Origin of the sequence: Mesorhizobium tianshanense (assembly GCF_007830515.1) — a bacterium.
Lineage (GTDB): Bacteria > Pseudomonadota > Alphaproteobacteria > Rhizobiales > Rhizobiaceae > Mesorhizobium > Mesorhizobium tianshanense.
This window is the reverse complement of the sequence record NZ_VLKT01000019.1, coordinates 19,599-32,159: the sequence shown is the minus strand read 5'-3', so window position 1 is coordinate 32,159 and position 12,561 is coordinate 19,599. Positions and strand designations below refer to the sequence as shown.

The 12,561-nt window shown below is 62.5% G+C and carries 14 protein-coding genes; 10 read left to right on the top strand and 4 right to left on the bottom strand.

All coding sequences use genetic code 11. The features are described from left to right. Positions 1-73 precede the first annotated feature (73 nt). Positions 74-1,279, top strand: a complete 1,206-nt coding sequence (locus tag IQ26_RS16405) for an NAD-dependent formate dehydrogenase (RefSeq protein WP_162457973.1) — start codon at positions 74-76, stop codon at positions 1,277-1,279. A 262-nt stretch (positions 1,280-1,541) separates the two neighbouring features. Continuing rightward, a complete protein-coding gene (locus IQ26_RS16400) occupies positions 1,542-3,638 on the top strand; it encodes an EAL domain-containing protein (RefSeq protein ID WP_145719032.1) in 2,097 nt (698 codons plus the stop codon). A 90-nt stretch (positions 3,639-3,728) separates the two neighbouring features. Here the strand turns inward: IQ26_RS16400 and IQ26_RS16395 are convergent, their stop codons facing one another. From IQ26_RS16395 to IQ26_RS16380, 4 genes are all read right to left on the bottom strand, one after another. Next, complete coding sequence (locus tag IQ26_RS16395; protein WP_145719030.1) at positions 3,729-4,058, bottom strand: GYD domain-containing protein; 330 nt, start codon at positions 4,056-4,058, stop codon at positions 3,729-3,731. Between the two features lie 193 nt (positions 4,059-4,251). Continuing rightward, complete coding sequence (locus IQ26_RS16390; protein WP_145719028.1) at positions 4,252-4,437, bottom strand: hypothetical protein; 186 nt, start codon at positions 4,435-4,437, stop codon at positions 4,252-4,254. A 175-nt stretch (positions 4,438-4,612) separates the two neighbouring features. After that, on the bottom strand, positions 4,613-4,822 hold the full coding sequence (locus IQ26_RS16385) for a hypothetical protein (RefSeq protein WP_145719026.1): 210 nt from the start codon (positions 4,820-4,822) through the stop codon (positions 4,613-4,615). Between the two features lie 253 nt (positions 4,823-5,075). Beyond that, entirely contained in the window at positions 5,076-5,258 is a 183-nt protein-coding gene (locus IQ26_RS16380) for a DUF3606 domain-containing protein (RefSeq protein ID WP_126043107.1), read from the bottom strand. Between the two features lie 321 nt (positions 5,259-5,579). Between IQ26_RS16380 and IQ26_RS16375 the strand changes: the two genes are divergently transcribed. The 8 genes from IQ26_RS16375 to IQ26_RS16345 all read left to right on the top strand — a co-directional run bounded on the left by IQ26_RS16375 (position 5,580) and on the right by IQ26_RS16345 (position 12,548). Then, positions 5,580-6,884, top strand: a complete 1,305-nt coding sequence (locus tag IQ26_RS16375) for a tyrosine-type recombinase/integrase (RefSeq protein WP_322791157.1) — start codon at positions 5,580-5,582, stop codon at positions 6,882-6,884. A gap of 546 nt (positions 6,885-7,430) precedes the next feature. Continuing rightward, positions 7,431-7,784 (top strand): hypothetical protein, encoded by a 354-nt coding sequence (locus tag IQ26_RS16370; RefSeq protein ID WP_145719022.1) that lies wholly within the window; start codon positions 7,431-7,433, stop codon positions 7,782-7,784. 153 nt (positions 7,785-7,937) lie between these two features. Then, positions 7,938-8,216, top strand: coding sequence for a hypothetical protein (locus IQ26_RS16365; RefSeq protein WP_145719020.1), 279 nt, complete (start codon positions 7,938-7,940; stop codon positions 8,214-8,216). A gap of 248 nt (positions 8,217-8,464) precedes the next feature. Then, positions 8,465-8,869, top strand: a complete 405-nt coding sequence (locus tag IQ26_RS16360) for a ProQ/FINO family protein (protein WP_162457972.1) — start codon at positions 8,465-8,467, stop codon at positions 8,867-8,869. Then, complete coding sequence (locus tag IQ26_RS16355; RefSeq protein ID WP_145719016.1) at positions 8,866-10,068, top strand: hypothetical protein; 1,203 nt, start codon at positions 8,866-8,868, stop codon at positions 10,066-10,068. The genes IQ26_RS16360 and IQ26_RS16355 overlap by 4 nt, the downstream gene beginning before the upstream one ends. After that, the gene (locus tag IQ26_RS16350; protein ID WP_145719014.1) at positions 10,055-11,344 is read left to right on the top strand and encodes an AAA family ATPase; all 1,290 of its coding nucleotides are present in this window, start codon (positions 10,055-10,057) and stop codon (positions 11,342-11,344) included. Before IQ26_RS16355 ends, IQ26_RS16350 begins: the two co-directional genes overlap by 14 nt. Before the next feature lie 245 nt (positions 11,345-11,589). Continuing rightward, entirely contained in the window at positions 11,590-11,712 is a 123-nt protein-coding gene (locus tag IQ26_RS41085) for a hypothetical protein (protein WP_276316429.1), read from the top strand. A gap of 332 nt (positions 11,713-12,044) precedes the next feature. Continuing rightward, positions 12,045-12,548 (top strand): helix-turn-helix domain-containing protein, encoded by a 504-nt coding sequence (locus IQ26_RS16345; RefSeq protein WP_162457971.1) that lies wholly within the window; start codon positions 12,045-12,047, stop codon positions 12,546-12,548. Positions 12,549-12,561 lie beyond the last annotated feature (13 nt).

The window sequence follows — 12,561 nt, the reverse complement described above, 5'->3', positions numbered from 1 at the left end:
CGCCGTCCGTTTTTTTGGGCGGCGCCGACAATCGAGCGTCTTCCTCATCGTTGTCAGACGAAGGGAGATCGAAATGGCAAAGGTCGTTTGCGTCCTCTATGACGATCCGGTCGACGGTTACCCGTCAAATTATGCCCGGGACGGGCTGCCGAAGCTCGACCGCTATCCCGGCGGCCAGACACTTCCCAAGCCGAAGGCCATCGACTTCGAACCGGGGGTCCTGCTCGGCAGCGTGTCGGGCGAGCTCGGCCTGAGGCCATTTCTCGAAAGCGCCGGGCACAGCCTAGTCGTGACCGCGGACAAGGACGGTCCCGACAGCACTTTCGAACGCGAACTCGGTGACGCCGAAATCGTCATCTCGCAGCCGTTCTGGCCAGCATATCTGACCAGGGAACGAATAGCCAAGGCAAACAAATTGAAGCTTGCGATCACCGCCGGCATCGGCTCCGACCATGTCGATCTGCAGGCCGCGATGGACCGCGGCATCACCGTCGCCGAGGTGACCTACTGCAACTCGATCAGCGTGTCCGAGCATGTGGTGATGATGATCCTGGCGCTGGTGCGAAACTATATCCCCTCCTACCAATGGGTCATCAAGGGCGGCTGGAACATCGCCGACTGTGTCGCGCGCTCCTACGATGTCGAGGGGATGCAGATCGGAACCGTCGGCGCCGGCCGGATTGGCAGCGCGGTGCTGCGCCGGCTGCGGCCGTTCGACGTCAAGCTGCACTACACCGACCGCCACCGCCTGCCCGAGACGGTCGAGAAGGACCTTGGCGTAACCTTCCACTCAGACGCGGCATCGATGGTCGGCATCTGCGACGTGGTGACGATTAACGCACCTCTGCATCCGGAGACGGAGAACCTGTTCGACGAGGCGATGATCGCCAGGATGAAACGCGGCGCCTACCTGGTGAATACGGCGCGCGGCAAGATCTGCAATCGCGACGCCGTCGCCCGCGCGCTGGAGAGTGGCCAGCTCGCGGGCTATGCCGGCGACGTCTGGTTCCCGCAGCCGGCCCCCAAGGACCATCCGTGGCGATCGATGCCGCATCACGGCATGACGCCGCATATTTCGGGATCGTCGCTTTCCGCCCAAGCGCGCTACGCGGCAGGCACGCGCGAAATCCTGGAATGCTGGTTCGAAGGCCGGCCGATCCGCGAGGACTATCTGATCGTCGATGGCGGCAAGCTGGCCGGCGCCGGCGCTCATTCCTATAGCGCGGGCGACGCCACAAGCGGTTCGGAAGAAGCGGCGCGCTTCAGGGCCAAGGCGTGATCCAGCAAGGCCTGATCCAGGCGGGATCAGGCCTGTCACAGGGTCGAACGCGGCAGTTCGCGGGGTATCGTGTCGGCGATGGGTCAGATGGCCTCCGCATCCCTCGTTGCAGTGACCGGCCGGGGCCAAAGGGACTGTCATCGGTGAAGCAATTGCCCGTCGTGATGCTCTTATGGGGCCCTTCGCTCGCTCATTGGTGCAGTAACGATTTCTTCTTTGCTTTGCCGCACATTTGCCGCGGCAAAGCAGGCAAGGCCAGGGCATGGCTGAGAAGAAGAATCGCGACGGAGAGTTCTGGGAGCTTGCGCTCGAACGCGCGCATCTTGGCGTGTGGGACTGGGATCTGCGTAGCGGAGACTGTTTTTACTCGGCAATGTGGTCGCAAATGCTCGGCTATGGCGAGGGCGAGCTTGTCAAGACAAGCGATCTCTGGCTGCAGCTGACGCATCCCGACGATCGCGAACGGGCGATGGCCAGCGGCGAACGCCACATTGCCGGCCTGACCAATTCGATCGAGACCGAGCTCAGGCTGAAGCACAAATCCGGCCATTGGGTATGGGTTCTCGATCGCGGCGGGGTGGTCGAGCGCGACGCGGAAGGCAAGGCCGTCCGGCTGATGGGCGTCCAGACCGACATCACCAAGCAGAAGCAAGCCGAACACGAGCTCGAACAGGTGAATGTGCGCTTTCGCCTGGCGTTGGCGGCCAGCGGCACCGGTATCTGGCATCACGATCTGGCGACACGCAAAAGCTACTGGGACGAGCGCACCAGGGAGATCTTCGGGCTTGTCGCCGATACCGACGAGGTGCCGCACGACCTCTGGCACAGTTATCTGCATCCGGACGACAAGGACGACGCCGAGCGGGTCCACATGGCGCCGTTGCAAACGCAAAAGGTCGTCGCCGTGCAATACCGGATCGTCAAGCGGGACGGCGAGGTCCGGCACGTCGAATCGCTGCTGCGCTTCATCGCCGACGCTCAATCGTCAGGCCAGATCCTGGGCACGGTGCGCGACGTCACCGAGGCGAAGCAACGCGAGCAGGAGCTTGCCCACGCGGCCCATTACGACGCGCTGACCGGTCTTTTGAACCGCGCCGCATTCGACCGGTTGCTGGCCAAGCATATCGCAACGGCACGCCCGCTTGCGGTCTTCTACGTCGATCTCGACTACTTCAAGGCCTTGAACGATTTCGCCGGCCACGCCGCCGGCGACCTCGCGCTGAAAAGCGTCGCCGAGGGCATTTCGAGCTGTCTGCCGCCGTCGGCGCATGCCGCGCGGCTCGGCGGCGACGAGTTCGCGCTGCTGGCGCCCGATTGCGACGCACGCCAAGCCGAGGAGCTGGCCGGCGCCGTTCTCGCGGCGGTTCGCGACGCCGAACCCGGCTCGGCGGCTACGTCGCGCAAGCTCGCGGCCAGTATCGGCATCGCCCATGTCGCCGACCGGAACATCACGGTGGCCGACGCACTCGCCTGCGCCGACGACGCCTGCTATGCGGCCAAGGCCGCCGGGCGCAACCGCTTCGCGGTGTTTTCCCCCGAGACGGCATCCGGTTCCGGCGGCCTCAATGCGGCGCGGCTGGCGGCCGACACCGTCGATGCCATGGAAGACGGAAGGCTGAAACTGTTCGGCCAGGAAATCCATCGGCTCGGAAAACCCTGGGAGGAGAGCCGCCATGTGGAGGTTCTGGCGCGGCTGGTCGGACGCAACGGCCGGCTGATCCCGCCGGGCGAGTTCATCCCGGCGGCGGAACGGTTTGGCATTGCCTCGCGGCTCGATCGCTGGATCATCAGGACGGCGCTTTCGTTTCATGGTCCGGCGCTGAAGTCAGGGGCGCTCACGCTCGGCTTCAACCTGTCGGCGCAGACGCTGAGCGACCCGCAGCTCTGGGATTTCGTCGACGCCGTCATCGATGGGACCGGGGCGCCGCATTCCGGCATCGGCTTCGAGATCACGGAAACCGCCGCGGTCACCAATTTCACTGCTGCCGAACAGTTCGTCCGCAAGGCGCGCGAGCGGCGCTGCCGCGTTAGCCTTGACGATTTCGGGGCGGGAATGAGCTCGTTCGAATATCTCCGGCGCTTTCCCGTCGATGCGATCAAGATCGACGGTTCCTTCATCGAGCATATCGCGCAAAGCCGCTTCGATCGCGAGATCGTCTCGGCCATATCCGGCATCGCCAGAAGCCTCGGCTGCTCCGTGGTGGCGGAGAAGATCGAAGAGCAGGATGCGCTCGACGTCCTGAGGGATATGGGCGTTGCCTTCGGCCAGGGGTTTCTGCTGCACCAGCCGGAGCCGCTGGAAGCGATCGTGACGCGGGCGAGCGCGCAAGCCGCTTCGCCGGTGGGATGGCAAGCGTAGCATTCGCCGGCCGGATGCGCTGCAAAGACGGCCAGCGATCAGTCACGCGCACGATCGGATTGCGTCAGTTCCAGCGCTCGCGCGAGCTGGTCAGGGCTTTCCCGGCGGGCGATACCGAATTGACTGCGCCTTACCAAGGGCTTGCATCGTCTCTTCGACGCTTAGGAGAACGGTGGTCTCGTACGAGCTGAGTGCTCCTCCCGCACCGATGGCAAGCGCGACAGATGCCATCGAAACGTTGTCTGGCGCCTCCCACAGATTCCAGCCATCGTGCTCTCCGAAGGCGTACCAGAACCCGTGCAGCTTCCCCCCCACCGACTCGATGTAGGTGCGAGCCGCCTCGCGTCTATCCTCGGGGTTTTCGATCAGGCGCGCCCAAGTCTCGGGCGTATAGCTGAAACGTGAGAGATACATGGGCATGGTTCGCCTCCAGGGCTGCCGATCCCAGCGGCTCGGCGTCAAGGGATCGAGAGGGAACTGGCGCCGAGCCTGACCGGCTTGGGTAGTTCACTGGCTGACGAAATATGCGCTTAAGCTAAAGTGATCGCAACAGCTATAAATCCGGGCTCCGAGATCGAGCCGGCGGGCCGTTGCCTTGACGCCCCTTGCGCAACTAGCTCTTCCGCTCACCGCCGGATGACGTCGTCGTGCTCGCCCAACCCTGGGCCTCGCGCATGATCTTCAACGCTTCGTCCCGCGTCAGCCCGCATTTCCGGGCAAAGTAGGTCGCCTCATAGGCTTCCGCCGCGGAGACCGCGGAAATGCCGGACGGTTCCGGTTTTGATTTCTTCTTGGCCATGCCGGCTCGTCGACTGTGAATCGATTAGTCAGCTAATGTAGCATCTTTGTTTGGCAAGGCAAATTCCCGGTCCCGCGGGCAAACGGCGAGTGGGCAGGGTGAGCGACATCTGCCTGTGATCCGAAGCTCCTCGGCGGTTCGGAGCGCCAGCCACCTCGGGCTCGCGCTGGCGGCATCAGGAGGCCCGGCTCTGTCGGCTATCGGTCAAGCCTGTCTCGGAGCCTGTCTCGTTCAGAAGGTTGCAGAGCGAAACCGCCTCGTCGCGACACAGGCCGATCAGCGCAAGCGCCGAAAACTGGGCCGGCTGATCGATCCTGGTGTCCCAGACCATCCACCGGCCGCTTGGCTCCATGACACATTCAAAGCGCAATGCACGGTCCGACATCCGGCCTCCCCAACGAATCTTCGCCGGACTGGTAGCGTCTCGGAGTAAACGAGGTGTTGCGTTGTTGAAACCTGACGTTGAATCCGGTCGATGGCAATAGCAGGCCGAAAACAGGCGGCATGGTCATGCCGGCCGGACGGTCCGGATCAGGCCGCATGGCAGCGTTCACAGGTTCACTGTGAGGCGGGCCACGGCACCGATCGGCCCCTTGGAATGCGAGGTTCCTTTGGTCCGCGACGCCGCCGGATGCGGATCAGGCGTTGCGGCTCGCCATATGCGCGTCGAGCTTCTTCCTCGAAGGCCCGTACCGCTTGATGATGGTCGCGGCCTCGCTCGGCGGTATGCCGTATTTTTTCGCAAAAGCCGCAACTTCGTAAGGCTCCTCGCTGGAAACCAGCTTGCGATCTTGCTTGGTCTTGGATTTGTCGTCGGCCATGTCGTCCTCCGTCACTTCTGGTCGTTATAGGGTTCTCTAGTCCGCCCGACCATCCTTGCCGATCGCCCGGCGCGGGCGATGCTGGTTCCCGCTCATGGGCTCGAACCACGATTCACGCCTTCAAAGGGCTTATAGTCAATCCAGCTACGTCCAGCCTTATCCAACGAAAGCCCGGAAACCCTTGGCTTTTGTGCATCTGCGTTCGCGCTTGTATATCCATGTTCACGTACGTATATTGGACAAACAGTTGGACAAGGGAGCACGGCAATGGCCAAGCGAGTACGTGATACGCATCTGGAAAGCAGGACAGCACGCGACAAATTGAAGGCGCGCGGCAAGCCCTACTTCAAGGCCATCGGCGCCGGGCTGCATGTCGGCTATCGGAAGGGTAAGAACGCCGGCGTCTGGGTCGCACGGATGTACACCGGCGACCAGAACTACCTCGTGCAGAAGATTGGCATCGCCGACGACGCTCGCGACGCAGACGGCGTGGCGATCCTCGATTTCTGGCAGGCACAGAACGCGGCGCGGGCGTTCGCTGCCGCCGTCGAGACGCCGCCGGCCGAGGCGCCGCTCACCGTCGCCGACGTCGTGACCGCATACGTTGCAGAGCGTGACGACCGCGACACCCGCCGCAGAGGGCGTGCGGTTCGCTCCGACGCAAGCCGGCGGTTGCATCGATACGTCCTGGGGCAGGGCAAGCGGGGTCGCTCGGAAGCCGTCCCGGCCGCGCCGCTGGCGGGCATAGCCATGGCCAAGCTGACTGACGACGACCTCAAGGCATGGCGCGCTGGCCTGCCTGCTACGCTCAAGGAGACGACCAAGCAACGGCTGGTGAACGATCTGAAGGCCGCGCTGCACAGCGAACGCAAACACTTGCCGGCTGCGCTGATCGTTAATGCGCCGTTGCGCTCCAAAGTCGATGCCGATGAAAGCACCGATGTCGCGCGGGAAAACCAGATTTTGACCGACAGCCAGGTCGTGCGGCTGCTCGTGGCGGCGCGGGAGGTCGACGACGAGTTCGGCTGGGACGGCGACCTCTATCGGTTGGTGCTGGTGGTGAACGCCACGGGCGCACGTTTCAGCCAAGTTAGCAGAATGCGGGTACGCGACGCCCAGCTGAAGGAAGGGCGGTTGATGGTGCCGTCCAGTCGCAAGGGGAAAGGCAAAAGCGGCAGCATCGCCGTGCCCGTCGAAGCTGCCGTGATCGACGCTTTGCGCCCGATCGTGACAGGCCGAGCCCCCGACACACCGCTGCTGGAGCGCTGGCAGTATCGGCAGCCTTCCGGCGGCATCAAATGGGAGCGGGCCGGGCGTGGCCCGTGGCAGACGTCGTCAGATGTTGCGCAGGCGTGGAATGCGATCAGGGAGCGGGCCGGCATGCCCGCTGTGATCATGTACAGCCTGCGCCACAGTTCGATCGTGCGCGGCATCAGGGCCAACCTGCCCATCAGGCTGGTCGCGGCGCTGCACGACACTTCGGTCGCCATGATCGAGCGCCATTATGGCCGGTGGATCGTGGACGGGCTGGAAGACATGGCGCGCAAAGCTGTCGTGTCGCTGGTGCCGGCGCAGGACGACGCGAATGTCGTGCAGATCAGATCGACCAAGAGGGTAAGCCCATGAACGACCAGAACAGATCATCTCCCTTCAGGCCAGGCGAGCGCGCCGAAGTTGAACCCGAGACACCGAGGTCATCAAGCGGTCTGGGGCCAGTTAGTTGCGTGGTTTTATGCCGCGTGCTCCATCTATCTCATCAGGCCCGTGGTCTACCCCTATTACCGGTACTACCATCACTGGCATTCCCACCGGTTGGACGGCTGGACAGGGGTCTTTGCGCTGGTGCTCATCACGGTGCGCGCGCTATGGGCACTGCGCCGGCTACTACTCGAGGGCGCTCTTAACGCGGCTGCGGCGTGCTTGCGCGCGGCGCGGAGCATCGGTCGCGAAGTGCGGCGCCGGGCCCGGCAATACCGAACCATAGTATATAGACCGAGGGCCGCTTGTCGCGGCCCTTCTTTTTACCTCCGTGTAGCTGATTGGTCCACAGTTTGGCGTGTATTAGGCCAGAGAGGGACCCGCAAATTCTCCAGACACGTTGATACATGACCAGCCACATGGCTGGACAGTCGCCTAAACGAAACCGTCCATTGCCACAGAAGGAAGACCAACATGAAAACGACAGCGAACGACAAGCCGACCGCATTCGAGACCGCCGCTCCGCAGGCTAAGCGCCCTTTGCTGGACTCGGAAGTCCGGCAGCGCATAAAGGACCAGGTGAGGGAGCATATGGACCAGGTGGAGGAGCAGTGGGACCAGCAGATGGCCGCGTTCAGAGCCAGAATTAGAGCTGCGGTCAGGCGCGAAATCCAGGTAGAGCTAAACGATAAGTGGCTTGACGCCCTGGCAGATGGCGGCGAGTGCCCCGGCCTCGACGTTTTACGCGATTTCATCGATCGGTTGAACTGGCCCGACGATATGCGCGTCGCCGTGGCGCGCTCCCTCGACCGGCTCGGGGAAGTCTAAAATCTCGCTTATGGTACTTGGCATGGTACCTGCCAAGTACCCTTAAGTGATTGATATAAAACAACCTCTTGATACTACAACGCGGTTAGCTATCTCTACCACAGTCCAACTAATTCGGAGGAAATAAACCAGCACAAAAGGAAGCAGTAAAAAATGGACACCGTTCTCAAAGAAGCGCTCGAACATGCCATGAAGACGACGCCCAGCGACATCGACAGCTTTTGCCGGCGCTACGGTTTCAGCCGCAGCAGCTATTACGTCATGAGGGATAAAGGATACGGCCCGCGCGAACTTGTCATCGGCAGGCTCGTGCGCATTACCGCCGAGGCCGAAGCCGAATGGCTCCACGAGCGCGAAGCCGCAGCGGAGAGGCGTCGCGCCCTACGCGAAGCCACACCGTCGGCGCGTCGCGCATCACGAACAGCCGCTTAGCCGAAAAAGAAACGCCGTCACGGGAGACCGCAACGGCGTGGAGAGAGAGAAGGTGCGCTAGTTCGGTAGGAAATAAATCCTAAAGCCGATATAAGCCTAACTCTCTGCCACGGCAAGCTCCTCTTTCGTGACGGCCCGACAAAGGCCTGTCCAATGAGCATCATCATCTCCCATACCACTTTGATCGCCGGCGCCGAATGGCTGTTGGCCTTCCTGCTCGGCTACCTGATCACGTCATGGGTGCGGTCATGACCGACCCACGCGACATCATAGCGGCATGGGAACGGCGCTACCCGCTGGCGTTCAGCCATAAGGATCGCAAGCCGCTCAAGATCGGCATCCGCGAAGATCTGCTCGCCGCCGGCCACGACGCCGTCGAGGTGGCCGTCGGGATCGGCTGGTATATCCGGTCGTCGAACTACCGGCGTAGGCAGGTGGCCGGCGCGGCTCGGCTCGACCTCGACGGCAAGCCGGCCGGTGTCGTCACTGAGAAAGAGGCCGCGCACGCCGCAGCAGCGCTCGAGGCTGTCAAGAAGGCAGCTCAGAAGCGATCGGCGCCTCCGGCTGCTGCTCCGGCACTTCTAGACGGCTTCGCCGCGCTCAGAGCCGCCGCCAGGACACGCCGTGAACGGCAACATGAGGTGACGGCATGATCGATCACGCAATCACCACCGCGCACCTGTACGAGACTGCCTCGCGCCTGGTCGGCATGGGCTACACGCCGCTCTACGCGATCGACAAGCGTTGCGCTGCCTGGGGCTGGGCCACCTCCAGCCCAGTCCCTGAATGGCTAGCGACGGCGTACCGCAAGAAGCAGTTCATCGTCGACAAGGACGGGCTGGGCAGACGCAAACGGAAGCACCCGAAGAACCCGGGCGAGTTCATCATAGAGCACGGCTGGTGGTGTCGTCCGCAGGCGATCGCCTTGCGTCTGGAGGATGGCCTGGCGGCCATTGATTTCGACATCAACGATCCGATCATCGAAACCGTGATCCGTCGCGTCCTGGATGCGGTGCCGGCGCTGTATGACGCGATGGTGAGAATGGGCGGCGGGGTAAAGGAAGCCCATTTCTGCCTCGCCGGCCCCGACGCCGATTTCTACCGGATGCAGAGCAGCCACTTCTGTCGGCCGGGTGCCGATCCGCATGGTGAGACCGTCGAGACGCATATGGTCGAGATTTTCGGCGGCGGCGGGCAGTTGGCCTGGCGGAATGGTGTTTTCAGGAAACCGGCGAAGTACTTCGGTGCCTTCTTTGCCCATACGGTCGAGATGCGCACCCAAAACATACTGCGCGACTATTCGTGGATCGAGGGCTATTCGCCGCTGACCGTGCCACGGAGCAGCCTGCCGGTGCTGTCGATGGCGGACTTCAAAAAGGTGCTTGAGATCGTTGAGGCCACGCTCATCGAGCACGGTTGGCAGGTGGTGCCCAGATCAGGCATCGGAGACCCATCAGGGCGGACGACGTATGTCTACGACCTGACGGACGGCATGGATATCGACGGCTACACGCTCGCTGACCTGTACCGGATGGCGGAAAACGGCGAGATCGGTGGCATCCGCATCGATATCAGCCCGGTGCCATGGCTGCGCAAGAGCAGCAATAGCGGCAAATCGTGCTGCCTCACCGTGACGTCCAGAGGCGTGCCGGGGGTCATGGACTGGTCAGAGATGGTGATCCACCTGCCGGCGAGCTTGCAGCCGGGCGATGTCAGCGCCCTCGCCGATAAACTGCAGAAGCTGACCGGAGCCCGGCAGGGGGTCGATGCCGTCGATCTCTTGGCCGGCACCCTGGTCGAGCTGGTCGCGGAAATAGCCAGAAAGAAAGTTGGCCGTCATGACAATCGTTAATGGAGCGGCGCAGCCAGACCAAGAGGTCAAGGCCGCCACGATGGACCTGCTCAGGCAGATGATGGCCAACGCGCAGGGTGGTGGCCATAAACAGCCGCGCGCGGAGCCTGTGGCGCCGCAGGCAGTGCGGCGCATCGAGACATGGAGCGCGGCGAGCATCGAAACCGCGAAGCTGCCGCCACGAGAGTTTCTACTCGGTGATGCCTATTGCAAGAGGTTCCTCAGCTCATACCTCGCCACCGGCGGCACTGGCAAGACATCGCTCGTGATCAGTCAGGCGCTGGCGATGGCTTCAGGACGCCCGCTGACCGGCGAACATGTATACGGCCGGTACAACGTGGTGCTTGTGTGCTTCGAAGACGATGCAGACGAGCTGGATCGGCGCGTCGGCGCGGCGATGCAGCACCACAAGGTTAAACCTGAAGACATACAGGAGCGGTTCCAACTGGCCGTGCTGAAGCGTGAAGACGGCAAACTGATGGTCATCGATCCGGAGACCAGGCAGCCGACGCTAGGACCGCTGGCGGCGTCATTAGAGATGCTGATCACCGAACAGAAGATAGACGTGCTCATTCTCGACCCGCTCAAGAAGATACACGGCGTCGAGGAGAACAGTAACGACCACATGGACGCCGTCGCACAGGTTCTGACTGATATGGCGTCGAAATTCAACATCGCGATCAACACACCGCACCACACAAACAAAGGTGCGGGAGACCCTGGTAACGCGGATCGTGGCCGTGGCGCGTCGGCGTTCAAGGACGCCGCCCGTCTAGGCTATACGATGACCGGCATGAGCGTTCAGGACGCTGCCCAGTTCCGCGTCCCGGAAGACGAACGCAAGTGGTACTCGCGCGTCGACAGCGCCAAGGTAAACATCGTGCCTCCCGCGCGCGGGGCGCTGTGGTTCAGGCTGGTTAATGTAAGGCTCGACAACGGTGACCAGGTGCAGGCCATCGAGCCGTGGTCACCGCCAGACCTGATGGCCGGCATGGGTAAAGACACCGCCACCCGTATCCTCATGGAGATACGCGACGGTCCAGGCGACGGCGAGCGCTACAGCAACGCGACAGGCGCCAAGGAGCGGTGCGTGTCACGTGCGTTCGAGCTGCACGAACCAGGCAAGACTGCTTCCGACGCGCGGCAGATCGTCAAGCAGTGGATAAAAGATGGTGTCGTGCGTGTCGGCGATTACTACAGCCCTGCAAAACGAAAGCAGCAGCAAGGGCTGTTCGTAAGCATCGCGCTGACGTCGTCTGACGAAGGTGAAGCATGAATGCAATTGCAACCCTAGGTATTGCGCATTTTGAGCTTTTTCAAATGCGCATCAAATGCGCAAAACACGTGCGCATTTGACGAGCATGGCCCCCTAGGGGGAGAATGCGCAAGAGCGCGCATTTGCCCCCGCCCGAGGGCGCAGCCATGCGAGCGCCACAAAAGCACACCCAACGAAAATACAACCTGGGATGGGCCAATGACGCAGGCTGACATCCCGCCAACAACCGTGAAGGAGCGTAAACCATGGCTGAGAAAATCATCGACCTCGAAGCGCACCGGGCGCCGCAAGCACAAGCGAGCACGCCACACGGAAGCGACACGACGTTCAGGATAGCCCCACGCCGCCGCATACCAAAGCCGATCTGACGGTGATGCTACGAGCCGCCTGACAAAGCTATGAAAACCCCGCTCGAACGCTGAGTTCTATGCAAAGGCGGCAGAGGCCGAAGCCGAGGCGAAGGCGAAGGCGAAGGCGAAGGCGGCGGCAAAGCAGCCACGCCCGAACTACGAGAAGTTACGATTGTGGGTCGAAGAGGCCGAATGGTTGCTGCGTGAAGGCAAGGACGATGAAGAGGCGTAAAGCGGGCCGAGCAACCAGCGGCAGAGCAGCCAGCGGCAGAGCAGCCAGCGCGGCGAAAAACCCAACGTGTTCAGTCATATAATGTTATAACATGCAGTCCCTAAAAAATGAGCCCCAAATGGCACCCTACGCACTGCCTCACCGCAAAGGTTTCCTCCCCGCAAACCCTGGCCGCCCGTTCGTCTACGACGCCGAAAAAGCCATCCGATTGGCCGAGACGGGAATACCGCGAGAGGAGATCGCGAGGCAGATGCGCGTCACGTTCAGGACCGTTCAACGATGGCAGGTCGAGCACCCTGAATTCGCCGCTGCACTAGACCGTGGCCTTCACAACGCGAAGGCGAAGGCGGCACACGCCGCAGAAGCGGCAGCGGAGCTGAAGAAGCTGCTCGACATCGCCGCCCTGCTCGACGGCCCTGCCGAGCCCGCCAGACGCGTTGAAGCATTTCCCGGCACACAAGAGCCCGCCGACCGCGCCAACGAGCCTGACGGCCTTACCAGGCCCTCGATTGCCTCCATGCGTCGTGGCCAGCCCCCTCAAGAGCCCGAAGAGCCGCAAGGCTGGCAGGACGAGACCGACGTCGAGCCAGTGCCGTTCGACGACCCGCGTTCCGAATGGTGATGCGGAGAATACC

What these genes read in the sequence shown, in the direction of transcription:
- IQ26_RS16350 (WP_145719014.1), top strand. Translation starts at nt 10,055, where the DNA reads ATGACAATCGTTAATGGAGCGGCGCAGCCAGACCAAGAGGTCAAGGCC.
- IQ26_RS41085 (WP_276316429.1), top strand. Translation starts at nt 11,590, where the DNA reads ATGGCTGAGAAAATCATCGACCTCGAAGCGCACCGGGCGCCGCAAGCA.
- IQ26_RS16390 (WP_145719028.1), bottom strand. Translation starts at nt 4,437, where the DNA reads ATGGCCAAGAAGAAATCAAAACCGGAACCGTCCGGCATTTCCGCGGTC.
- IQ26_RS16370 (WP_145719022.1), top strand. Translation starts at nt 7,431, where the DNA reads ATGAAAACGACAGCGAACGACAAGCCGACCGCATTCGAGACCGCCGCT.
- IQ26_RS16345 (WP_162457971.1), top strand. Translation starts at nt 12,045, where the DNA reads ATGGCACCCTACGCACTGCCTCACCGCAAAGGTTTCCTCCCCGCAAAC.
- IQ26_RS16405 (WP_162457973.1), top strand. Translation starts at nt 74, where the DNA reads ATGGCAAAGGTCGTTTGCGTCCTCTATGACGATCCGGTCGACGGTTAC.
- IQ26_RS16355 (WP_145719016.1), top strand. Translation starts at nt 8,866, where the DNA reads ATGATCGATCACGCAATCACCACCGCGCACCTGTACGAGACTGCCTCG.
- IQ26_RS16395 (WP_145719030.1), bottom strand. Translation starts at nt 4,058, where the DNA reads ATGCCCATGTATCTCTCACGTTTCAGCTATACGCCCGAGACTTGGGCG.
- IQ26_RS16385 (WP_145719026.1), bottom strand. Translation starts at nt 4,822, where the DNA reads ATGTCGGACCGTGCATTGCGCTTTGAATGTGTCATGGAGCCAAGCGGC.
- IQ26_RS16380 (WP_126043107.1), bottom strand. Translation starts at nt 5,258, where the DNA reads ATGGCCGACGACAAATCCAAGACCAAGCAAGATCGCAAGCTGGTTTCC.
- IQ26_RS16400 (WP_145719032.1), top strand. Translation starts at nt 1,542, where the DNA reads ATGGCTGAGAAGAAGAATCGCGACGGAGAGTTCTGGGAGCTTGCGCTC.
- IQ26_RS16365 (WP_145719020.1), top strand. Translation starts at nt 7,938, where the DNA reads ATGGACACCGTTCTCAAAGAAGCGCTCGAACATGCCATGAAGACGACG.
- IQ26_RS16360 (WP_162457972.1), top strand. Translation starts at nt 8,465, where the DNA reads ATGACCGACCCACGCGACATCATAGCGGCATGGGAACGGCGCTACCCG.